Raw genomic sequence first — 21,620 nt, 5'->3', positions numbered from 1 at the left:
TAAAAATAACAATATTTATACCTATTTTAACAATCTATGTGGAAATTATGGTGTAGTTATTGTTGCTTTATTAAGTTCCAACCACCATAAAATATTCACTATGATAACAATTATTCCAGAAGTTCCGGAGAATGTTGCGGCATTCAGTGCAACCGGAGAAGTAACAAAAGAGGATTTTGAGAAACTGGTAATTCCGCGTGTGAAAGAGAAAGTAGACCAATTTGGTGAGCTGAATTACTTACTGTACTTGGATACTGATCTGGATAAGTTTACCATGGGGGCATGGCTTGAAGATTTACTTTTAGGATTCAAAAACCTGGCAAAGTGGAATCGTGCAGCGATTGTTACAGACAAGCAAAGCGTTCAGAATTTTACGGATATTTTCAGTGTTCTGATGCCGGGAGAGTTTAAATCTTTCCCAAAAGAAAATTTATACAATGCGCTCTACTGGTGCAAAAACGGCAATGAAGTAGAGGTATAAACCTATTAATAAAAAAATAGCCTGTTTCCGACGTAGAAACAGGCTATTTTTATTGTAAGTCTAAATTAATTTCTTTATTTATCGCAAGAAACACTTTCTTGAGCCATCTCCTCTTCATTAGACGTTTTAGAACCATACAGATACATATACCTTACACTGATCACAAATCCTATAAAGGTCATTCCCACACCTACCAGTGACGGATAATTGAACGGCAAGTCATATTCCAAAGGAATACCGCCAAGAAAAGCTCCCATGGCATTAGCAATATTAAAGCCTGCCTGCATAAAGGCAGCAGCCATCATTTCACTTCTTGGTGCAGCTTTCATCATCATAATATTAATAGGTGCTGCAATAGACATTGATAAAGCCCCGCACATAAATGTCAATATGAAAGCAATATTCTGATACTCGGAAAGGAAAAATACGCCTATCAGGGAAATCATCATCAGAAAGATGAGAACAGCACATGTTTTCTCCGGTCCCAGCTTATCTGAAACAATACCCCCAACGAGGTTACCAACCACCATTCCGGCTCCGGCAAGAACCATTACATAGGCCATCTGACTGCTTTGAACTCCTGAAATAACTGTCATTAAAGGGGTAATGTAGCTAAGCCATGTAAAAAGCCCCCCAAACCCAATCGCAGTGATAGCCAGTACCAACCAGGATTGCTTATTTTTCAGAAATTTCAGTTCTTCCAGAAAATGGGTATCTTGATTTGCTTCCATGGAAGGAAGCCATAATTTCAAAAATAATAAGGCAAAAAGTCCAATCACTCCTACAATAACAAAGTACCATCTCCAATGGAAAGTATGTCCAATATACGTTACCAAGGGAACCATCGCGAGATTGGCGACTGTGAGTCCTGTAAACATCATTGATATGTAGAATGCCTCTTTACCTTTTCCGGCCATTTTTGAAGCTACAACTGTTCCTACTCCAAAGAATGCTCCATGAGGAAGCCCAGACATAAACCTAATAATCAACATGGTTGTATAATTCGGTGCAATAGCAGAAAGTCCGTTAAATAGTGTAAAAAGGATCATAAAGGCAATCAATACCTTTTTAGGAGGAAACTTTACTGAGTACCCGATAAGGAGAGGAGCCCCAATAACTACCCCCATAGCATAGGCAGAAATTAAATGTCCCGCCTGCGGAATGCTGATTTGTAAAGTATTTGCAATATCAGGCAATAGTCCCATAACGGTAAATTCCGTGGTTCCTATTCCCAACCCACCTATTGCCAGTGGTATTATTCTTTTATCAATCTTCATTGGTATATTCTTTTTCTGAATTAATCTGTAGAAATTTAGAATGGTTGCCCATCTTATATTTTGAAAGTGCAAAAATCGAAAGAAAGATTGGATTTTACTTCTCTTTGAATGATAAAAATTTGCTCCATATTAACCTTTTTATTTAATTTTAAATTCACAAATAATCAAAACAGAACAAAATGAAAATCCAGAAAGAAATTATTGAGTTTGAAAAAGGGAAATCTTTCAAGCTATTTTCTCCTTCTCTGAAAAACTGTTTTTTCTGGCATTATCATCCTGAAATTGAATTGGTATATGTGGAAGCATCCAATGGAATCCGGCATGTTGGAAAAAATATTTCTGGTTTTACTGACAGTGATTTGTTATTGATTGGTTCCAATGTTCCCCATCTTAATTTTGACTATGGCATCCAAACAGAATGCAAACAACTGGTACTGCAAATGCGTGAAAATTTTCTTCAGGACATTATCCTGCCAATTCCTGAGTTTGAAAACATCAGAAAACTACTGGCTAGGTCTTACCTTGGATTATCATTCTTTGGGGAAACAAAAAACATTGTTGTTGAAAAACTTCAAATCATTAAAGATAAAAACTCTTTTGAGTCATTGATGGGAATGATTGAGATTTTACAGATTCTGGCAAACTCTTCGGAGGTAAAAGAACTCAACAAAGAAGATACAAGGATCAAATGGTTTTTGAATGATAAGATCAGAATGGGAACCATCTACAACTATATTCATGAGAATCACGATAAGAAGCCGAATGTGAATGAAATTGCCAAAATCGTTAGCCTCAGCACTCCTGCTTTTTGTAGATATTTTAAAAAGCAAACCAATATGACGTTCACAGATTTTGTAAATAATTACAGAATCAATCAGGCAAAGATATATCTGCTAAAGGATTATTCTGTAACGGAAGTCTGTTTTCAGGTGGGTTTTGAAAGTCTGTCGTATTTTAATAAACTGTTTAAGCAGCATACTGATGAAACCCCGTCAGAGTTTAAAAGAAAACACTTTAAGCCTATTGAAATAAATGGGCGGATAGGAACTATTACGAGGGACTCTTCCTGTAATAAATAGATTTTTAAGATAAAAAAGTCCTTATTGATGTGAGTGACTTGAAAAACATCCTGTCAAAATTATAGATTTTAATACCGCTCCAAAAGAGAGGAATGATGAAAATAGTTTCTATATAGTTAAGGAACCCCACTTCCCTAGCCTCTAACCTCTTCTCCCTATCATCCACTCTCTACAACCGCTCATCTAAACTAAAAAAACCGCTCATCACTGAGCGGTCTATATTTTAATGTATATGTTTTTCTGCATGGTAAGAACTTCTTACAAGAGGAGAACTTTCAACGTGTCTGAAGCCTAGACTTCTTGCAAAATCTCCAAACTCATCAAACTCTTCCGGTGTAATGAATTTTTTTACAGGAAGATGCTTTTTAGTTGGCTGCAGGTATTGCCCTAGGGTAATAACATCTACATTGGCATTTCTGATGTCTTCAATCGTTTGGAAAACCTCATCTCTAGTTTCTCCTAAACCAAGCATTACCCCTGTTTTAGTTCTTCTTTGTCCTGCTTCCTTTAAATATCTTAAAACCTCAAGGCTTCTTTCATATTTCGCCTGGATTCTCACTTCTCTGGTCAAACGTTTTACAGTTTCCATATTGTGAGAGATCACTTCAGGAGCTACTTCTACCAATCTATCGAGATGCTTTGTAATTCCCTGGAAGTCCGGAATTAATGTTTCCATGGTTGTTCCCGGAGAAATTCTTCTTACAGCATTTACTGTTTCACCCCAAAGAATAGATCCCATGTCTTTCAAGTCATCACGATCTACAGAGGTAAGAACAGCGTGTTTAATCTTCATTAATTTGATTGAACGAGCCACTTTTTCAGGTTCATCCCAGTTTACATCAAGCGGTTTTCCTGTTTTTACGCCACAGAATCCACAGCTTCTTGTACAGATGTTTCCTAAAATCATGAACGTTGCTGTACCTTCTCCCCAGCATTCACCCATATTGGGGCAGCTTCCGCTTTGGCAAATGGTATTTAATTTATATTTATCAACCAAGGTTCTTAGTTCTCTGTAATTCTTTCCGGTAGGAAGTTTTACACGAATCCACTTTGGTTTTTGAACGGTAGTGTCTTGAACTGAATTTTCCATTTCTAAAATTGAAGTTCAAAGTTAAGGATTTTTTAATGGAAACCATCAACTGGAAAAATTGATGAAACTAATAATATAAATGTAAATGTGTTGGAAAACGTCGAAATGCTAAGATTTTCAGTGAGAATAATGACTATAATCAGTTATCCTCAAACTCATTATTTTTCAATAATTCGGCAAGAACTTTTTTAGCCCGCATCACCCTTACCTTAGTATTGGCCACGGAAATACCCAACTCTTCAGCAATTTCCTTAATGCTTTTTTCTTCAAAAAACCTTAGTTTGATAATGTCCTGATAATTGGCGTCAAGAGATTCTATGGTTTTGATAATTTTTTTTTGCTCTTCTTCAGAAATGAGAATTTCTTCAGGAGATTTTGCGTATTGGTTTTTAACCTCATCAAGATTCTCAACAGCATCTTCATTTTCACGGTTCTTCTTTCTCCAAAAATCAATAACCGTATTTTGAGCAATGGTTAAAATCCAGGTTTTAAACTGAAAATGTGGATCGAACATATCTAATTTAGACAACACCTTAGAAAAAACATTTACAGTGATTTCATCGGCATCATTTTCATCTCTTACTTTCTTCATCACAAAGGAGAAAACATCCACCCAAAAAACATTGATGAGTTTCGTCTGTGCCTTTTGGTCTTTATCCTTGGCCTTTTGGATGAGCAGAAATAGCTGTTCGTCGTTCATTAATAACAAATATAGATTATTTGGGGCAAAAAGGCAAATCTGGGAAAAGGTAAAAAAGTAAAGAGGAGAAAGAGTAAAACAAGTAAATTATGAACATCAATATAAATTTCTCTTAAGAATAAGAATTTGCAATTTTGCCTTTTCATCCTTTTGCCGTTCATACTTCTGAATTTACTATCTTTGCACCGTTAAATTTTAAAGTAAAAATCAATGAATTCCTTTATAGAAGAACTGAAATGGCGTGGTCTATTTGCTGATATGATGCCCGGAACCGATGAACAACTGAATAAAGAGGTAACAACTGCATATATTGGTTTTGATCCAACTGCCGATTCTTTACATATCGGAAGTCTTATTCAGATAAAAATCCTTGCTCACTTTCAACAGCACGGGCACAAGCCCATTGCTTTGGTAGGAGGAGCTACAGGTATGATTGGTGATCCATCCGGAAAATCTGCAGAAAGAAACCTTTTGGATGAAGAGACTCTTTTACATTATGTGGATTGTTTGAAAAACCAACTATCTAGATTCCTAGATTTTGCAGGTGATGAGCCTAACAAAGCTGAACTGGTAAACAACTACGACTGGATGAAGAATATTTCTTTCCTTGATTTTGCTAAAAATATAGGAAAGAACATCACTGTTAATTACATGATGGCTAAAGATTCTGTAAAGAAGAGATTCTCAGGAGACGGAGGTGCTGATGGGATGAGTTTCACAGAGTTTACGTACCAGTTGATTCAAGGGTATGATTTCCTTCACTTATACCAGAATAATAATGTAAAACTACAGATGGGAGGTTCTGACCAGTGGGGAAATATCACTACAGGAACAGAATTGATTCGTAGAAAAGCCCAAGGAGAAGCATTTGCTCTAACGGTTCCTTTGATTACAAAGGCTGATGGTTCCAAATTCGGAAAGTCTGAAAGTGGAGAGAACTACTGGCTGGATAAAAAGAAAACTTCTCCGTATAAATTCTACCAGTTCTGGCTGAATGCTACGGATGAAGATGCTGAAAGATTCATCAAGTTTTACACGTTCCTTGGAAAAGAGGAAATTGAGGTTTTGGTTGAAGAGCACAAAACGGCCCCACACGAAAGAAAGCTTCAGAGAAAATTAGCCGAGGAAGTAACCGTTTGGGTACATGGAAGAGAAGAGTATGAAAAAGCTCTTAAAGCCTCTGAGATTCTTTTCGGACGTTCTACAGCTGAAGATTTAGTAAGCCTTGATGAAGAAATATTTCTTGAGGTTTTTGATGGAGTTCCACAAAAAGAGGTTGCAAAAGCAGATGTATTGGGAATCAACATTATTGATCTTCTTTCTGAAAAATCAGGATTCCTGAAATCTAAAAGTGAGGCTCAGAGAGAAATGAAAGGAAATTCAATCTCTGTAAATAAGCAAAAGGTAAATGATACTTTTACAGCTAACGAAACAGACCTTATTGATGGTAAATTCTTATTGCTTCAAAAAGGTAAAAAAAGTTACTTCATAGTAAAGGTAATCTAGTTTAACGACAATATAAAAAACGGGCGCCGAGATTGATCTCGGCACCCGTTTTATTTAGAAAGTTATTAATTTTTAAAATACATAGCTTGCAGAAGCTGCTAAGATTTCACCACTGGAAGTTCCTTCTTTCTTCAATTCTCCATCCACCCAGATTTGAACTTTTAAAGTAGAAGAAGCATTGGCTCCGAGCGCATTTACTGCTACATTTGCATTATAAGCCCCTGCTTCAGATGTTACTTCAGGACTTGTCCACGTCGTTCCGCTAAGGCTTGTTGCTGTTGTAGGATTACCATCAATTCCGTATACCGCTCCACTGATGTTACTTCCTGAAGAAGCGATAGCTTTAAAAACTACTTTATGACTTTTACCTGCTCCATTCACATTGTTATCATCATCATCATCTTTACTACAAGAGGTTACAAACCCGAATAACATGGTTGCCAACAATACAAAAAATGTTCCTCTTAACAGTTGACTCATTCCCGTTTTTTTCATAATCTTTTTGTTTAAAATTTAGTTACTTTATTTAATATTTTATGAGTAGTGATTCTGTACCTGCAAAGCTATTGGAGTCATCAAACTTTATCAATCCTGAAAAATGTGTAATTTTTTCTACCTAAATTCAGGTATTTTTTATACTAAATTTTTTAATTAAATTGAACAGTTAAAAATATTCTACAGAACTGATTATCTAATGAAGAGATTACTTATCCTGTTAAACATATTGCTGTCCTTTAGTCTACAATCACAGCAAATAACTCCGCTCAATGAGAAACCTTATTTGGACAGTTTACAAAATATAGTAAGAACTAATTCTTCTGGTGTTTCAAAGTCCAATGCCTACTTTATCTTATCAAATTATTACAGAAACACTGATTCCTTGTTAAGTAAAAAGTATCTGGAAAGAGGGAAAGCATTGATTAAAGGCAACCCTCTTCTTTCCGCAAAATATGATTATTACAAGGCTCAGTATTACCTGGACCGAAACAAAGAGAAAGCCGGGGTATCTTATCAACAGGCTATTAAAGCGCTATCCAAGATTAAAAATGAAGAATCGGATCTCCTTCAGGCTTCAGCATGGTATAGCTATGGAGTAACACAGAAAGATAAGGAAGGTTATCCTTTTTTAGTAAAGACCATATTTGAAAAAAGTATTCCATTGGCCAAAAAATATGAAAACAGCAGAAACCTGGGATTTTTATATACTCAATTTGCTGTAATTCTTACTTACAATGCTGAATTAAAAAAATCTGAAGAGTACAACAAGAAAGCGTTGAAAATTCTCGAAAAAGGTTTTCCTAAGTCTTCCGAGCTATTTTTCACCTACCTAAACTTTTCCAATAATTACTGTTATCAGGCAAAAGGAGATGAAGCCAAAAAGTTTTTGGATAAAGCTGAAAACCTAATCAATCCTTATCCGGAATCTTCAGTCAATGCTTTCTATTATTATAGTAAAGCTCTTTATGGTATAACCAGGCAAAAAAACTTAGAGGCGCTACCCGTTATTGAAAAGGGAATCTTTTATACAAAAAAGTTCAATCAGAGTCTGTTGGCCCAGATGTTTTATTTTAACAAATATGACATCCTGAGAAAATTAAAAAGATATGACGAGGCTAAAAATGTACTGGAAAACATTTTAACTGAAAAATCCCTTGCGCTTGATCTCAGAAACAGGAAGACTATTTATAAGCAGCTTTCTGTATTGAATGAGGAAATGGGAAATTCTAAAGAGGCCTTGGTATGGGAGCAAAAATACTCTAAGCTTAATGACAGTCTAAATACTGAAAATGTAAAACTTGAGATCAATAAAATTGAATCTAAGTTTAATGCTGCAGAAAAAGAAAGAAAAATTGCGACCTTAAATGCTGAAAAAAACCAGAAAGATCTTGAGGTTAATAAGAAAAACTCTTATTTATGGGGGCTAAGTCTGGTATTACTACTCGTTATAAGCCTTCTGATTTTCCTTTTTATCATCTTTAGAAAAAATAAAAAGATATCGGAACAAAGGATCAATGAGATTAAACAAAAAGAAGAACTCTCATTAACCAAAGCCATTCTGGATGGTGAAGAAAGAGAACGAGAACGTATTGCAAGAGATCTTCACGATGGTTTGGGTGGAATGCTTGCAGGGGTAAAAATTAATTTTTCAACCTGGTCTGCCAATCATTTGGATTATGAAGAGGATAAAGAATTTTATAAGATTTTGGGACAGCTGGACAATTCCGTGAGTGAACTTCGGCATGTTGCAAGAAACCTGATGCCTGAATCATTGCTTAATTTTGGTTTGGAAACTGCAATCAATGATCTATGTGAATTTTATAACAGAAAAGATCTTGAAATCGACTTTCAGGCCATCAATATTGAAAAAAATCTGCCTTTAAACATTCAACTCAATATCTACAGGATTGTACAGGAATTATTAGCCAATGCCATAAAACACGCTGAAGCCACTAATATTTTACTACAATGTTCTCAGTCTGGAAAAAACTTCTTCATTACCATTGAGGACAACGGTAAAGGTTTTGAAAATAATACTGAACAAAAGACTAAAAGCATGGGACTCCGAAATCTAAAAAACAGGGTTGATTACCTGAAAGGAAATATGGAAATCAGTTCGGACAATCAAGGGACCACAATTAATATAGAACTCAATATAGATGGAGAATGAAAGAATAAATATTGTTATTGTAGATGATCATCCCATTGTCATCGAAGGAATAAAGATGATGCTGAACAGTCAGCCTTTTATCAATATAGTGGGAGCCTTTACATCTGGTTCTGAAATTATCAGCTTTATAAAATCCAACAAGGTAGATATTATTCTTCTTGACATTACTTTACCTGATGTCAATGGCACAGAGCTGTGTAGGGAAATTAAAAAAATAGGCCCTGATATTTCAGTAATTATGTTCAGTAACCGTTCTGAAAGAAGCATCATTATGCAATCTATACAAAATGGAGCCAGTGGCTATCTTTTGAAAAACACCTCAATACATGAACTGGTGATATGCATAAAGGGAGCGTTATCTGGTGATATTGTTTTCTGTAATGAAACCAAACAGATCATCAGCCGGCCTTCTCAAAACGAACTGCAAATTCCAAGGCTGACTAAAAGGGAAAAACAGATTCTCCAACTGGTAGCCCAAGGTAAAACAAGTAATATGATTGCGGAAGAACTATTCTTAAGTCCGCTTACAATAGATACTCACCGTAAGAATCTACTACAGAAATTTCAGGCAAAAAACTCTACGGAACTCGTTAACTATGCCATACAGTTTCATATGATTGAAGAATAAAAAAACCGCTCTGCGAGCGGTTTTTTTTATATTAAAATATTTTAATTTACGGTTCCAAGAAACTGAAATCGATTGATGCAACTGCTACCCCTTTTCCTTTTTTCTTATCAGTTCTTACGATTTCTCCATCTATCCAAAGATTAATAATCAGCTCTGCATTATCATCTGGTAATGTTGCGTTAGCATCAAGGTTTAATTGTGCCTGGCTGGAATTCACCCATACATCTCCACTAGTCCAAGGGGATGTTATAGGGGATGTTGGAGTATCATAAATGGTATTTTGAGTGGTACCTACCTGTCTTACAACAGATATGATTTTTCCTCCTCCAGTTGTTTTCACTTCAAATTGAACCATATGATCCTGAAATTCTTCATCGTCATCCTTTTTACAGGAATTCAAAACAGTGATTGCCGAAAATAATAAAACGAATAAAAAAGAAAGTCTAAGTAAACTTTTTGAATTGTAAAATTGCTTCATTTCTCCAAATAGATTTTTTAATGTTTCAAATATAAGTTTTTTATTAATATAAAAATAATTTTTATAGAAAATTTCCAATAAAAATTTACAAACAATATCAAATTGATAAAAAGTAAAATCATCTTATAAAATCCAATAATACAATTCAAATAACCAATCCTTAAACATAAAATAACGGGATATAGTTTAAATAGTGAAAGCCGAAATATGCATTTAGATTTCAATGGTTTCTGTCTGTCCTTTTCATGATTAAAATTGACTATTATTTGAATAGCAAAAGTTAGGATTTACAATGTAATTTATTAATTATATTTGCTGTATGAATTTAGATTACATAGTAAGAGAGCCGGAAAACATTACCTCTACTACTCCTATACTTTTTATGCTTCATGGCTACGGCAGCAATGAGCAGGACCTTTTCAGCTTTAGGGAAACCCTTCCTAATGATTGGATTATTGTAAGCTTCAGGGCTCCCAGAGACACACAATTTGAAGGATATTCCTGGTTTGATATCAATTTCAATGAACCTGAAAACTTTATGGATGTTTCCCAAGCCAAGGAGTCTTTACATTCGGTATTGGAAAGTATACTAAAAGTGATCAATCATTATGGGCTTACTGAAAGTAATGTACACCTATGCGGATTCAGTCAGGGAGGAATATTATGCTATGCTCTGGCACTTAAATATCCTGAACTGTTTAATAAAATAGCCTGTATGAGTTCTTATCCTGAAGAAAAAATTCTGGATGGTATTGTAAAGGACAAAAAGAAACTGGAAAAACTTCGATTCTTTGTATCTCATGGTACAGATGATGCTGTTATACCACTTGAATGGGGAAGAAAGGCTGCTGATCTTCTATATGACCTAAGCTGTTACTTCACTTTCAGAGAATATATGAGCGGGCATGGTGTCAATCAGAAAAACTATATGGATTTAATGGAATTTTTCTCTAAATAGGCCAAAGTCAAATTTCAAATAAATTCAACAAATACTACTATATTATTGTAGTTTATACAAACATTCCTGTATTTGGAATGTTTTTTTATTACAATAAAGATAAATTCAGTAAATTCAGTAAATGAAACCAAGGCTCTTTTTACTGGGATTACTTTTATGCATTTTTGCCCATGCCCAGAACTCTTTTGAGTTAATTAATACAAAAAAAGCAGTTATTCCTTTTCAGTTTATCAACAACCTGATCTTTATTCCTATTAACGTGAACGGCGCTGAGCTTACCTTTCTATTAGATACCGGAGTTGCAGAAACCATTCTTTTCAGTCTGGAGAATAAGGAACTTAAACTTGGAAATGTTGAAAAGATAAAATTTTCAGGTCTTGGCGGAAGTTTAAGTATTGATGGCTTAAAATCTGATCGCAATATCGGACGAATTGGAGAGGTCCTAGTAAATACCTCTATGGCTCTTTATGTGATTATTGATGAAGAGTTCAATATTTCATCCCACGTGGGAATCCCTGTAAACGGAGTTATAGGCTACCACTTCTTCAAGGATCATCCTATTTTCATAGATTATATTTCAAAAAAAATCACGGTTTATGAGAACACTGACCTTTTAAAGAAAAAAATAAGAAAGTTTGAAGAACTTCCTATCACCATTGAGAGAGACAAGCCCTATCTTTATGCCGGTGTGGAAATGACCAGTGAAAAAAAGGATTCAAAACTGTTAATTGACCTTGGAAACAGTGATGCTATATGGCTCTTCCCTGCCCTCATCAAAAACTTTGTGTACAACAGACCCAATATTGACGATTTCCTCGGACGGGGATTCAATGGAGATATTTATGGTAAACGAAGCAGAATTCATAACTTTTATCTGGGAGATTTTAAATTTGAAAAACCACTTACTGCCATGCCCGATGAATTTTCTATTCAGCATGTGAATCTTGTAGAAAACAGAAAAGGTTCCATTGGTGGAGAAATTACACGTCGGTTTACAGTGATTTTTGATTATCCTAACAAAAAACTATATTTGAGGAAAAACAGAAACTTTAATGATCCTTTTCATTTTAATATGAGTGGATTAGATTTCAAACAGGATGGTCTGGAATGGAAGCAGGACAAAATTAACATTGAAACTCAGAACTTAGCAACCATGGGAGCTGAAGGATATAAGAATTCCTTTCAGTATAAGTTCAGCCTCAAACCTATATTTTCTATTGCAGGGGTAAGGAAAGATTCTCCTGCCTATGAAGCAGGTTTACAAAAAGATGACAGAATTATCAGTATCAATGGGAATAGATCCTCAGATATGACCCTGGAAAAAATCATAGAACTCATGAAATCTGATGAAGGACGAAGTATTATTATGGTTATTGAAAGAAAAAACGAAGTGCTCACTTTACGTTTCACTTTAGAAGACCCAATTCCCTATCAAGAATAGAATATGAAAACCGAAGAAACTACCTTAGACAGAATAAGAACCCGACCGAGATTTAAGATGTTTACCCATCTTACGAAAGAAGAATATGCCGAAAACCTTAAAAAATATCTCATAGAGCATAAAGATGAATTTTCTGGTAATATCAACAAGGAAGTTGCTACCATTTGGGTAGAAACAGAATATGATAATTACTGGAAACCCCGCCTTGCGCTGCGAGTTGAAATGGAGGATGATGATACTGTAATACGTGGAGTATTCGGCCCCAGCTCTGCAGTATGGACATTTTTTATGTTTCTATATTTTTCCTTTTCTATTCTTTGGATGACCTTTTTCACCATGTACTATGTAGAACAACAAATAAAAAGCGCCGAATACCCTTGGGCACTGAGCGCTTCTTTTGTTATGTTATTTTTTATTCTTCTTACTTATCTCGCTGCAAGGTTTGGGCAACACAAAGGAAAAGAAGAAATGCTTAAATTAAGACGGTTTGCTGAAGAATCTACTTTACAATTTGAAAAGAAAATTATTTAGACAACGTATCTGAAGGTCTTTCGTTTGGAGCAGGTGCAGCCATGGCTCTTGCTGTTTTAATGGAGTCGGCTACTTTTTCTCTGTTAGCCTGCTCTTTCAGCATTTTTGAAACATCCGGTTCCAATAGCTTCGTAAGTTCTTCCACTGAAATATTATTGGCATTGGGATCATCCAGAAGTTTTTTCCAAGGTCTTCTTCCTCCCCAGTTATAATCACCGAAGACCATTACTGCCGTACCCTTTGCCTTTGTGGTAGCACCACCAGGATTCAATATCCAAGTATCAGCATAGGAATACAACCATTGTGCATCTTTTCTTAGTAATCGCAGACAAGAATGTGAAGCCGGATATCCGGGAAGGGTATATTCATGCCATCCAATACCTCCTATGTTGTGAATATTAAAATTATAAGGAAGCTTCCATTCAGTGCTTACTGTGGAAATAGACAATTTCTTTTTCCAGTTGGCAAATGTAAGCCCTCTGGTCGTCTGTGCTGTCTTCTTCCCCATACTCGTCGGGCCCCATTTAACAAGGCTTCCGTTGGAATACACGCCATATGCCTGAATAGGATATGAGAATATTACAAACTTTTTCACCCCACTTAGCACATCCAGCTGCATGGGGAACGGGGAGTAAGCCATTAGCGTAGTATCTATTTTAGCAGGAACTACCAATGTATCAGCATTCCATTTGCTTTTAGAATCCAATCTGTTTAAGGCTAAAATAGCTGTACGTTCTTTCTCGTTATATTTTTTGCTGAACTCTGCATATAAGGAGTCCCTCATTTTTTTATCCTTTGGAATGACAAATGCGTTATAGAAACCATTCTCCTGCATAACAGGCGGAACAGATTCTTTTTTCACCACAGGCACAGAATCTTTCTTTATAGAATCTTTTTCTGCTTCAGGAGTTTCGGAGGCGGAAACAGTATCTTTAAAAGTATCGCTTATTTTTTCTATTTCTTTCTTACAGGAAACAAGGAATACTGCACATAAGCAAGCATATAGAAATGATTTTTTCACAAGTATGTTCTTCATAAATAAAACAGGTCATTTAGTTTGGCTACCCAGTACAAATATCAGACCTAAAATCGAATCCCAAAAGACATTCTGAAAAATACCGTAAAAAAACGGTGGTAAAAAGATTTTTTTAAAGCAATTTATTGGTTTTAGCGTAAGATAATGCCTCCGCAATATTGTTAACTCCAATTTTTTCAAAAAGCTTTTTGCGATGAAATTTTACTGTATCTGCCGTAATAAAAAGTTTAGACCCTATTTCATTAATTGTCAATCCACTAGCGTACAAACTTAAAATTTCATATTCTCTGGAAGATAATTTTATTTTTTCGCTTTTTTCCCATTTTTCTGCCGTCAGATCATACCTCCAAATTTCATTGGAACCCTCCTTGCTAAGCATTACATTTCCTGAAGAGCTATTATTAGAAAGTGATACAGCGCATAAAGCTTTCCAAACCTGTCCCTCTTCTGTAAGGAACATGGGTGCAAGCTTATGATTAACAAGCACCAGATTCTTTTGGCTATTGATAAGATAAAAATCATAGGAAATAGAATATAGTTTTCTTTCCTCTATCGGAATTGTATCAAAAAACTCAAATCCTGCCTTATTAATCTTAATCAGCATCTCTACATCCTCAGGTTTTACATTCTGAAAATAGAAAACATATCCCAGCTCCTTTACTTCCTCCGAGGTTTTACCACACAGAAAGAGAGGGTTTTCTGAGACATATTCGAATCCTTTAGTTTGATAATTGATGACATAAAGACTTTGATAAGTGGTTCTTGCAAGAGCCTTTATAGCCTCCAGATAATCTCCTGACTGGCTGAAATCAATATCAGCATCTTTACTGACCTCATTTTTATCATTGAAAAATCTTTTAATTCGCTCCATTTTTTTTTAAAACATCTATTTACTACACTAAAGGATAGTTTTTGATTTGATACCACAAATCTACACAAAAGTGTAGCGACTTTCAAAATGCCGTGATATAGTTTTGCAAACGATTTGCATGATTGTACTTTTTGTTAGAAAACCATCTCAAGATGAGTCTAAAAATCAGTACATACAGACTATCTATAGTATTGTCATCAATAACCATGATATAAAGAAGCTGCCCACACAATTCGGTCTAAAAAAGTTGATTCGTCAAATGAAGTTTTTATCGTAAATAACTTAGAATGCGACCCCTAATTCAGACAAAAATATTAAATGACATGGACCGAATGTAAAGCAGTTCAAAAAGATCAGCCTTTTAAACAGCATAAATCTCTGCTTAGAAACATACACTGATCTACACCCTATCACAGATCATTACTATTACTGTCTCATTTGACAGTAATTTTTTTTTGCCCCATTAATAACCTTGTGCCAGATTAGCCAAAGCCCTTACCATCCATAAAAACGCAATGAATAACAGTATAAAAAACTGAATTTTATTTACAACCTTATTACCAAGTTTCCAAACAAAGATCCTATCAATAACAGTTACCAGCACCACAGGAATCATCCATAGCATGATAAATATTCCATACAAGGCATCTGGTGCTGAAACTCCCGTCATCAACATAATGGCAACTACAGTTCCTATTATGAAGGTTAATAAGCCTAAAATAAGGAATAGGGTCCAGTTTTTAAATTGTCTTTTTATGAAGTTCATCAATTTTATTTGAATCGGGAATTGAATTTACTGTAATAAAATACCCAAAGAACAAACCAAGGCAAATAAGTAATCAGAAATAAAGCAATATCATCCCTATTAATTTTTCCGTCTGCAACTGTGCAATAATATAAAACGAAAGAAATTAAGGGAAGCAGGAACCAACATAAGGCTTCTTGCACTTTTCCATGAAATGACTTTAAAAGGGAAAACAGACTGCTCAATGATAAAATACTGAGAAATAATATCCAAAAAATCACAAAGGCATAAGCGAGCCCACTCATATCACAATTTCTTGGATGCTCCCTTACCGGTTCTCTGGTCAATGTCATAAATACAATGAGAAGAACGATTGAAATAACTGTTGAAATCAACCAGGTCTTCAGTATTGACCATAAAATGTATTTCTTTTTTGACATCAAATTCTGCTTTAACTGCTAAAATAATGATAACTATTGAATCTGCAAAAATCATCTTTTATTGATGTCCTGAGTAATATTTAATAATTTGTTAAAGAGACCATGCCCATATTATCTATAATTTTGACAAAATATCAGTTATCATGTTATATATCATTATGGTAGTTGTACTACAGGCACTTATCACCCTCACCTTATTACTCTATCTCATCAAAAACAGGGAATCTGTCCTGAATATGCTGCTATTGTATATCGGAGTCGTTGCACTAGACATGGGATATGAATATTTCATTATTCAAAGATTCGGCTATGAGCCTGTTCTGTATGAAATCCCGGGAAGCCTCCGTGTTTTTAAAGGGCTCATTTTCCTATACATTACCACTTATTTAATTCATTCAAAATGGAGAGACAAGCTTAAATATCTGATTATTCCACTTACCTTAGTTGTTGTTCATCATGCTATCGCCCTGACTGCAAAGATATTTGACCTGTCCTGGGCAGATATGGCGATCAAATCTTATCAGGCTTATTTCAGTTATTATAGCTATTACTGGTTGGCCTGCCTTGTTATCTGTATTTATTTTCTGACAAGGTATCGTAAAAACATCACTCATCCCGTGGCCAGTAATTTCCGTTATCTGGTTAGCTATGTATTATTGGGAGTATTGGTTTTTTGGGTCGTTTATCAATTAGGCTGGGATACATTGATCTATCAAAAGATCTACAGTCTGTTATTCCTTTTTCAGTTTGGATGGATTTTGTACGTTTATATTTTAACGTACCAACACAGACTGCTGGAACAACAGAATACATCTCACTTTTCAGCACCTAAGGAAACCTATCAGTATAAAGACCTTTCAAAAATAGATTTTGATGCGGTACAAAATGCTATTGTCTCTTTTTATCAGGAAAGTCATGTTTATCTGGATGAAGAATTTACATTGGATCAGCTCTCCAGTCATTTAAAAATAAGTAAAGCCGATTTAAGCATTACTTTTAATAAACATCTCACTACCAATTTCCACGAATATACCAACAAAAACCGTATTCAGCATTTTAAGCAGATATTATCTGAAGATCCTTCTGCCAGTGTCATTGATCTTGCTTTTCAATGTGGCTTTAAATCCAAATCTACTTTTTACAAATATTTTAAGAAAGAATTTGATTGTCTTCCTTCTCAGCTTATTCACTAAGTTACAATTATTTAACATTGGTAATATGCTGATTTACAACAAAGTTCGCTTCGAACTCTACAGAAACAGTTGTTTGAAATTTAAATGAACTAAAACTTTTTAATGAGCTGACATCTTTGCATAAAATTTCACTAAGATGTCACGAGAAAGTCTTTTTCTAACAAAAGCAGCATTTTTTCTTTTGGGCCCTTTGGCCTTTGCACAAACCTCAGTTCACGGAACTGTAGTAGACAGTCAGGGAAACCTACCCAACGCCTTGGTGTCTATTGAAAACAGCGGGCAAAAGATTACTTCCAACACCGATGGATCATTTGTTCTGAATAATGTTCATGATGGTAGCTACAAGCTTGTTGTAGAATACAAGGGATATGATACTGTTTACATTCCTTTCAGTATAGCAGATAAAAAGGAGGTAGATCTTGGATTGGTTAAGTTCGGAAATAAGCTTAAAGAAAACAGTATTCAGGAAGTCATTGTTACCAGTGTATACAAAGCTTCGCAGGCCAGAGCGATTACCATGAAGAAAAACTCCAACACCATCACAGAAGTACTTTCTGCTGATGCCATTGGAAAACTTCCGGACCGTAACGCAGCAGATGCTGTACAACGAATGCAGGGAGTATCTATTGAACGTGATATGGGAGAAGGACGCTTTGTAGCGGTAAGAGGAACCCCTATACAATGGACTGCTTCTACTTTAAATGGTAACAGAATGCCTAGTGCAAGTGGTGATAATGCCAACCGTGGTGTACAAATGGATATCTTTCCCTCTGAACTCATACAGAATGTTCGCTTATCTAAAGCCTTAACTCCTGATCTGGATGGAGATGCTATTGGTGGAAATGTAGATTTCATTACCAAAACGTCTCCTAATAAAGAAACTTTAGCCATCAGCATGTCTACCGGATACGTCAATATGTCGAAATCTCCTACATATAACTCTTCAATTGTCTACGGAAACAAGATTACCGATAAGCTGAAGTTTATCTCTTCTGCTGTGATCTGGGAGCGCTCTACAGCTATAGATCAGATGAGAAATATTTTCAACTATGGACTGAAGGACAAAACAGCCTCCTACTCTATTAATCAGTTGCAGCTTCGCGATTATCTGGCCAACCGAAGAACACTTGGGTTTAATTTAGGCTTGGATTATGAGATCAATACCAGAAATAAGCTATATTTTAAAGGTTTATACAGCCAATACAAGGACGGGCAATCTGTAAGGGAAACTTATTTTAATTTTGACAATAAAAATGTAACACTCCAGGCCCGCCATGCAGATTATCTTACGGACCTTTATTCTATGCAGCTGGGTGGAAATCATCAGGTGGGGCAACGTTTGGAAGTGAATTGGTCATTATCTAAAGCACGATCAGAATTCAAATTCAATTCTCCGGAGAATCTTGATAAAGGCGAAAGAGGCTATCCTATGGTCAATTTTGTACAGTCCATGACCTATGGGAATCTTTCCACTGATGGGCGAAAGTATATGGCCATGGATGCTCCTGACGGCATTGGAGATACCGGAAGCTATACTTTACCTTATAACCAACAAGCTATAGCAGCAGATAAACTGAAATTAAATCAAGTTATTCTCAGCCAGAATCACAACAGTGAAACAGACCTCAGAGGGCAGATGGATTTAAAGTATAAGGTATCTGATACCTTTGAACTTAAATTCGGAACGAAATATAACAATAAGAATAAAATTGTCGACAGTTCTTTATTGGTATGGATGCCTAAATCTTCTCTTGGAATACCCGGAACCCCTATACCCTATATGAACCAGCTTGAACGTGAGGCATTCCCTTATAGAGGCGGCTTTATGAACCCTCTTGGAAATCCTTATAACCCGGTTATCATTGATCAGATTACTAATGGACAGATCGATCAAATGTACAATCCAACGACACAGAATAGCTTAGGCATGATACAGGTAAGCAGTAAAGACAGCAGTTCCAATATTACAAGTTCTTACCGTGGTACCGAAAATGTATGGGCAGCTTATATGATGGGAACCTGGAAAATAACTGATCAGCTTCAGGTATTGGGAGGCTTCAGAAATGAATACAATGACATTACATTCTGGGGTAAAAAAGTAGTTTCAGACAAGGATAATAAAATAGAAGAAATTAAAGATAGGAAAACCTACAATGTCCTGCTTCCTATGGTCAACATGAAATGGAATATCAGCAATGACCGTATTCTAAGGCTTGCCTACACCCGTTCTTTTGCAAGACCTGATTTCAATGACCTCAATCCCGGAACCATTGTAAACGACATTACCAACACGATCACTCAGGGAAATACTAAGCTGGATCCTACATTTTCCAACAATTTTGACCTTATGTTTGAGAACTACTTTGGAAAACTGGATCTGATTACAGCCGGAGTGTTCTATAAAGACATTACCAATCTTATTTATAAAGATCAGTCGGTGGCAGATATTGGAGGTAGAACCTACACTTTCACTGCTCCTAAAAATCTGGAAGGAGCAAAACTGTTTGGTTTTGAGCTTGGAATCTCCAAGCGTTTTGAAAATCTCCCGGGATTTTTGAAAAATTTAGGTTTTGAAGGGAATTACACTTATATCTCGTCCAAAATGAATATGCCAATCTATGAAAACGGTCAGCAGACCGGAACTATGTCTACTACGATTCCAAATCAGGCCAAACATATCTTCAATACCATCTTATTTTATGAAACCAGTAAACTGATGCTCCGTGTTGCCGGAAACTATAAAGGAAATTATGTAAGTGAGATCAGAGCTGCTGCCGGGGCAGATCATTACCAATATTTCGATAAAAACTTTACGGTGGATCTTTCTACTTCTTACAGCATTTCAAAGAAAGTTCGGCTGTTTGTAGAACTTAACAATATTTTCAATGAGCCCAACCGCTACTATATGGGAGTAAAAAACCGTGTAGAAAATATTTCCTATTCAGGAATGCGTGGGCAAATGGGATTCACTTACAACTTTTAATTAAAAATTTTATTCATCAATGAAAAAGTATATATACGGCGCTGTATTTTGTATGACAGCATTAGTACAGGCACAGAGTCAATGTAAAAATCCAAAGATCAATCAACTGCAGATTGTAGGAACGCATAATTCATACGCTCAGCCGGCAGATCCTAAAGTTTTGGATATGGTCACCCCCATCATTAAAGGAATGATGCAAAAATATGACAGTATGATGTCTGAAGAACAAAAAGCAAAGTTCAAGGAATACCATCCGAACGGAATGGACATAAAGGAAGGATTAAACTATGACCATCCTGATTTTACGGAACAGCTTAATGCCAATCTCCGTGGTCTGGAAATAGACGTTTATTATGATCCGGAAGGCAGCAGATTCAGGCATCCTGCCTCCTATGAAGCTTTAAAAGCAAAAGGAGTAAAAGATTTAGCTCCTTTTACTACCAAAGGATTGGATCAACCTGGATTTAAAGTATTACATATGGCTGATATTGATTTCAGAACCCATTATCCGACTTTGAAAGATGCCCTTACCTCCCTTAAAGCATGGTCAGACCAACATCCCGACCATACACCTATTTTTATGATGATTGAAGCAAAAGATTCAGGGTTTCCTATTCTTGAAAACAGCACAAAGGTTTTACCATTCGACAAAAATGCTTATGATGATCTGGATGCAGAAATTGTAAAGTATCTCGGAAAAGATAAGATTATCACTCCAAAAGAAGTTCAGGGGAAATACAGCACTTTAAAAGAGGCCGTAACTCACAATAACTGGCCCAAACTCAATGATAGCAAAGGAAAGTTTATCTTTATGCTGTTACCCGGCAGTGCAGGAACCTTATCTTCTAAAAACAACCCTTACCTTATAGATGGTTCTCTAAAAGAAAGAATAATGTTTCTGAACAGTGAACCTGAAGACTCCTTTGCCGGATTCATATTGCGGGATAATGCCATTGTAAGACAAAAAGAGATTCAGGATCTGGTAAAACAAGGTTATATGGTAAGAACAAGGTCAGACATTGAGACCTACGAAGCCAAGATCAATGATTTTTCACGTTCTAAAGCAGCGTTCAGCAGCGGAGCCCAGGTTATCTCCACTGATTTTTTCCGTCCGGGAAATACCTATGGTACTCCTTACTTTGTACAGCCACCTCAGGGAAGAGATTATCTTAATAATCCAGTCAATACTTCATGTAAGTAAATTAAAAAGCCGGTTCTATTTTCTGAAACCGGCTTTTTAAGTATTTCATTAAGATTTCTTACATTCTTTACAGTAAATCACCTTTTCATCTTTACAAGCTCACTATATACAAAAGCTATAGAAATAAAAACGCATGATATAAACAAAAAAAAGTCTTCTATTTCTAGAAGACTTCTTGCGATCCGGACGGGACTCGAACCCGCGACCTCCGCCGTGACAGGGCGGCATTCTAACCAACTGAACTACCGGATCAATTTTTTTAAAGTAAATTGACAAAACTTCTGCGATCCGGACGGGACTCGAACCCGCGACCT

Annotated in this window: 20 protein-coding genes and 1 tRNA gene; 11 read left to right on the top strand and 10 right to left on the bottom strand. The window is 35.8% G+C overall.

The genetic code is table 11. The annotated features are described in order from the left end of the window. The first annotated feature begins 100 nt into the window (after positions 1-100). A complete protein-coding gene (locus tag SCA31_RS19780; protein WP_410698736.1) occupies positions 101-481 on the top strand; it encodes an STAS/SEC14 domain-containing protein in 381 nt (126 codons plus the stop codon). Positions 482-555: 74 nt separating this feature from the next. On the opposite strand, the gene SCA31_RS19775 is transcribed toward SCA31_RS19780, so the two are convergent. Further along, complete coding sequence (locus SCA31_RS19775; protein WP_410698735.1) at positions 556-1,758, bottom strand: MFS transporter; 1,203 nt, start codon at positions 1,756-1,758, stop codon at positions 556-558. Between the two features lie 179 nt (positions 1,759-1,937). Between SCA31_RS19775 and SCA31_RS19770 the strand changes: the two genes are divergently transcribed. Continuing rightward, positions 1,938-2,837 carry an AraC family transcriptional regulator gene (locus SCA31_RS19770; protein WP_410698734.1) on the top strand — a complete coding sequence of 300 codons (900 nt, stop codon included), beginning with the start codon at positions 1,938-1,940 and terminating at the stop codon, positions 2,835-2,837. Between the two features lie 223 nt (positions 2,838-3,060). Here the strand turns inward: SCA31_RS19770 and lipA are convergent, their stop codons facing one another. Together lipA and SCA31_RS19760 are read right to left on the bottom strand one after the other, a co-directional pair. Then, positions 3,061-3,927 carry a lipoyl synthase gene (gene lipA / locus SCA31_RS19765; RefSeq protein WP_027374985.1) on the bottom strand — a complete coding sequence of 289 codons (867 nt, stop codon included), beginning with the start codon at positions 3,925-3,927 and terminating at the stop codon, positions 3,061-3,063. Positions 3,928-4,066: 139 nt separating this feature from the next. Continuing rightward, a complete protein-coding gene (locus tag SCA31_RS19760; RefSeq protein ID WP_410698733.1) occupies positions 4,067-4,627 on the bottom strand; it encodes an RNA polymerase sigma factor in 561 nt (186 codons plus the stop codon). Positions 4,628-4,837: 210 nt separating this feature from the next. Here SCA31_RS19760 and tyrS point away from each other — a divergent pair, with 210 nt between their 5' ends. After that, positions 4,838-6,133, top strand: a complete 1,296-nt coding sequence (tyrS, locus tag SCA31_RS19755) for a tyrosine--tRNA ligase (RefSeq protein ID WP_410698732.1) — start codon at positions 4,838-4,840, stop codon at positions 6,131-6,133. Between the two features lie 72 nt (positions 6,134-6,205). Here the strand turns inward: tyrS and SCA31_RS19750 are convergent, their stop codons facing one another. Then, the gene (locus SCA31_RS19750; protein WP_410698731.1) at positions 6,206-6,628 is read right to left on the bottom strand and encodes a hypothetical protein; all 423 of its coding nucleotides are present in this window, start codon (positions 6,626-6,628) and stop codon (positions 6,206-6,208) included. Positions 6,629-6,827: 199 nt separating this feature from the next. On the opposite strand from SCA31_RS19750, the gene SCA31_RS19745 reads away from it, so the two are divergent. Next, complete coding sequence (locus SCA31_RS19745; protein ID WP_410698730.1) at positions 6,828-8,801, top strand: ATP-binding protein; 1,974 nt, start codon at positions 6,828-6,830, stop codon at positions 8,799-8,801. Further along, a complete protein-coding gene (locus SCA31_RS19740; protein ID WP_410698729.1) occupies positions 8,791-9,429 on the top strand; it encodes a response regulator in 639 nt (212 codons plus the stop codon). Before SCA31_RS19745 ends, SCA31_RS19740 begins: the two co-directional genes overlap by 11 nt. A 46-nt stretch (positions 9,430-9,475) precedes the next feature. On the opposite strand, the gene SCA31_RS19735 is transcribed toward SCA31_RS19740, so the two are convergent. After that, the gene (locus SCA31_RS19735; RefSeq protein ID WP_410698728.1) at positions 9,476-9,907 is read right to left on the bottom strand and encodes a hypothetical protein; all 432 of its coding nucleotides are present in this window, start codon (positions 9,905-9,907) and stop codon (positions 9,476-9,478) included. Between the two features lie 319 nt (positions 9,908-10,226). On the opposite strand from SCA31_RS19735, the gene SCA31_RS19730 reads away from it, so the two are divergent. From SCA31_RS19730 to SCA31_RS19720, 3 genes are all read left to right on the top strand, one after another. After that, complete coding sequence (locus SCA31_RS19730; protein WP_410698727.1) at positions 10,227-10,865, top strand: alpha/beta hydrolase; 639 nt, start codon at positions 10,227-10,229, stop codon at positions 10,863-10,865. 121 nt (positions 10,866-10,986) lie between these two features. Continuing rightward, positions 10,987-12,306 carry a PDZ domain-containing protein gene (locus SCA31_RS19725; protein ID WP_410698726.1) on the top strand — a complete coding sequence of 440 codons (1,320 nt, stop codon included), beginning with the start codon at positions 10,987-10,989 and terminating at the stop codon, positions 12,304-12,306. Positions 12,307-12,309: 3 nt separating this feature from the next. Continuing rightward, positions 12,310-12,837 (top strand): hypothetical protein, encoded by a 528-nt coding sequence (locus tag SCA31_RS19720; protein WP_410698725.1) that lies wholly within the window; start codon positions 12,310-12,312, stop codon positions 12,835-12,837. On the opposite strand, the gene SCA31_RS19715 is transcribed toward SCA31_RS19720, so the two are convergent. From SCA31_RS19715 to SCA31_RS19700, 4 genes are all read right to left on the bottom strand, one after another. Next, positions 12,830-13,873: a L,D-transpeptidase gene (locus SCA31_RS19715; RefSeq protein ID WP_410698724.1), complete on the bottom strand. Its 1,044-nt coding sequence runs from the start codon at positions 13,871-13,873 to the stop codon at positions 12,830-12,832. The two genes, SCA31_RS19720 and SCA31_RS19715, sit on opposite strands and share 8 nt — an antisense overlap. Before the next feature lie 112 nt (positions 13,874-13,985). Beyond that, the gene (locus tag SCA31_RS19710) at positions 13,986-14,744 is read right to left on the bottom strand and encodes a response regulator transcription factor (RefSeq protein WP_410698723.1); all 759 of its coding nucleotides are present in this window, start codon (positions 14,742-14,744) and stop codon (positions 13,986-13,988) included. A gap of 463 nt (positions 14,745-15,207) precedes the next feature. Next, positions 15,208-15,510, bottom strand: coding sequence for a hypothetical protein (locus SCA31_RS19705; protein WP_410698722.1), 303 nt, complete (start codon positions 15,508-15,510; stop codon positions 15,208-15,210). Between the two features lie 285 nt (positions 15,511-15,795). Further along, positions 15,796-15,984, bottom strand: coding sequence for a hypothetical protein (locus SCA31_RS19700; protein ID WP_410698721.1), 189 nt, complete (start codon positions 15,982-15,984; stop codon positions 15,796-15,798). A gap of 88 nt (positions 15,985-16,072) precedes the next feature. On the opposite strand from SCA31_RS19700, the gene SCA31_RS19695 reads away from it, so the two are divergent. From SCA31_RS19695 to SCA31_RS19685, 3 genes are all read left to right on the top strand, one after another. Then, positions 16,073-17,122: a helix-turn-helix transcriptional regulator gene (locus SCA31_RS19695; RefSeq protein ID WP_410698720.1), complete on the top strand. Its 1,050-nt coding sequence runs from the start codon at positions 16,073-16,075 to the stop codon at positions 17,120-17,122. 136 nt (positions 17,123-17,258) lie between these two features. Continuing rightward, complete coding sequence (locus SCA31_RS19690; protein WP_410698719.1) at positions 17,259-20,105, top strand: TonB-dependent receptor; 2,847 nt, start codon at positions 17,259-17,261, stop codon at positions 20,103-20,105. Positions 20,106-20,124: 19 nt separating this feature from the next. Then, positions 20,125-21,306 carry a phosphatidylinositol-specific phospholipase C domain-containing protein gene (locus tag SCA31_RS19685; protein ID WP_410698718.1) on the top strand — a complete coding sequence of 394 codons (1,182 nt, stop codon included), beginning with the start codon at positions 20,125-20,127 and terminating at the stop codon, positions 21,304-21,306. A 178-nt stretch (positions 21,307-21,484) separates the two neighbouring features. Here SCA31_RS19685 and SCA31_RS19680 read toward each other — a convergent pair. Further along, a tRNA-Asp gene (locus SCA31_RS19680) sits at positions 21,485-21,558 on the bottom strand. Positions 21,559-21,620 lie beyond the last annotated feature (62 nt).

The sequence above is a fragment of the Chryseobacterium sp. SIMBA_028 genome (genome assembly GCF_046535285.1).
In the GTDB taxonomy this organism is placed as follows: Bacteria; Bacteroidota; Bacteroidia; order Flavobacteriales; family Weeksellaceae; genus Chryseobacterium.
Note: the sequence above shows the minus strand (reverse complement) of the source record. Positions and strands in the feature narration are given on the sequence as shown.

Excerpts from the sequence above, each read along its gene's own strand:
- SCA31_RS19750 (WP_410698731.1), bottom strand. The coding sequence starts at position 6,628 with ATGAAAAAAACGGGAATGAGTCAACTGTTAAGAGGAACATTTTTTGTA.
- SCA31_RS19760 (WP_410698733.1), bottom strand. The coding sequence starts at position 4,627 with ATGAACGACGAACAGCTATTTCTGCTCATCCAAAAGGCCAAGGATAAA.
- SCA31_RS19695 (WP_410698720.1), top strand. The coding sequence starts at position 16,073 with ATGTTATATATCATTATGGTAGTTGTACTACAGGCACTTATCACCCTC.
- SCA31_RS19725 (WP_410698726.1), top strand. The coding sequence starts at position 10,987 with ATGAAACCAAGGCTCTTTTTACTGGGATTACTTTTATGCATTTTTGCC.
- SCA31_RS19780 (WP_410698736.1), top strand. The coding sequence starts at position 101 with ATGATAACAATTATTCCAGAAGTTCCGGAGAATGTTGCGGCATTCAGT.
- SCA31_RS19715 (WP_410698724.1), bottom strand. The coding sequence starts at position 13,873 with ATGAAGAACATACTTGTGAAAAAATCATTTCTATATGCTTGCTTATGT.
- SCA31_RS19705 (WP_410698722.1), bottom strand. The coding sequence starts at position 15,510 with ATGAACTTCATAAAAAGACAATTTAAAAACTGGACCCTATTCCTTATT.
- SCA31_RS19770 (WP_410698734.1), top strand. The coding sequence starts at position 1,938 with ATGAAAATCCAGAAAGAAATTATTGAGTTTGAAAAAGGGAAATCTTTC.
- lipA (WP_027374985.1), bottom strand. The coding sequence starts at position 3,927 with ATGGAAAATTCAGTTCAAGACACTACCGTTCAAAAACCAAAGTGGATT.
- SCA31_RS19735 (WP_410698728.1), bottom strand. The coding sequence starts at position 9,907 with ATGAAGCAATTTTACAATTCAAAAAGTTTACTTAGACTTTCTTTTTTA.
- SCA31_RS19685 (WP_410698718.1), top strand. The coding sequence starts at position 20,125 with ATGAAAAAGTATATATACGGCGCTGTATTTTGTATGACAGCATTAGTA.
- SCA31_RS19700 (WP_410698721.1), bottom strand. The coding sequence starts at position 15,984 with ATGATTTTTGCAGATTCAATAGTTATCATTATTTTAGCAGTTAAAGCA.
- SCA31_RS19720 (WP_410698725.1), top strand. The coding sequence starts at position 12,310 with ATGAAAACCGAAGAAACTACCTTAGACAGAATAAGAACCCGACCGAGA.
- SCA31_RS19730 (WP_410698727.1), top strand. The coding sequence starts at position 10,227 with ATGAATTTAGATTACATAGTAAGAGAGCCGGAAAACATTACCTCTACT.
- SCA31_RS19710 (WP_410698723.1), bottom strand. The coding sequence starts at position 14,744 with ATGGAGCGAATTAAAAGATTTTTCAATGATAAAAATGAGGTCAGTAAA.
- SCA31_RS19740 (WP_410698729.1), top strand. The coding sequence starts at position 8,791 with ATGGAGAATGAAAGAATAAATATTGTTATTGTAGATGATCATCCCATT.
- SCA31_RS19775 (WP_410698735.1), bottom strand. The coding sequence starts at position 1,758 with ATGAAGATTGATAAAAGAATAATACCACTGGCAATAGGTGGGTTGGGA.
- tyrS (WP_410698732.1), top strand. The coding sequence starts at position 4,838 with ATGAATTCCTTTATAGAAGAACTGAAATGGCGTGGTCTATTTGCTGAT.
- SCA31_RS19745 (WP_410698730.1), top strand. The coding sequence starts at position 6,828 with ATGAAGAGATTACTTATCCTGTTAAACATATTGCTGTCCTTTAGTCTA.
- SCA31_RS19690 (WP_410698719.1), top strand. The coding sequence starts at position 17,259 with ATGTCACGAGAAAGTCTTTTTCTAACAAAAGCAGCATTTTTTCTTTTG.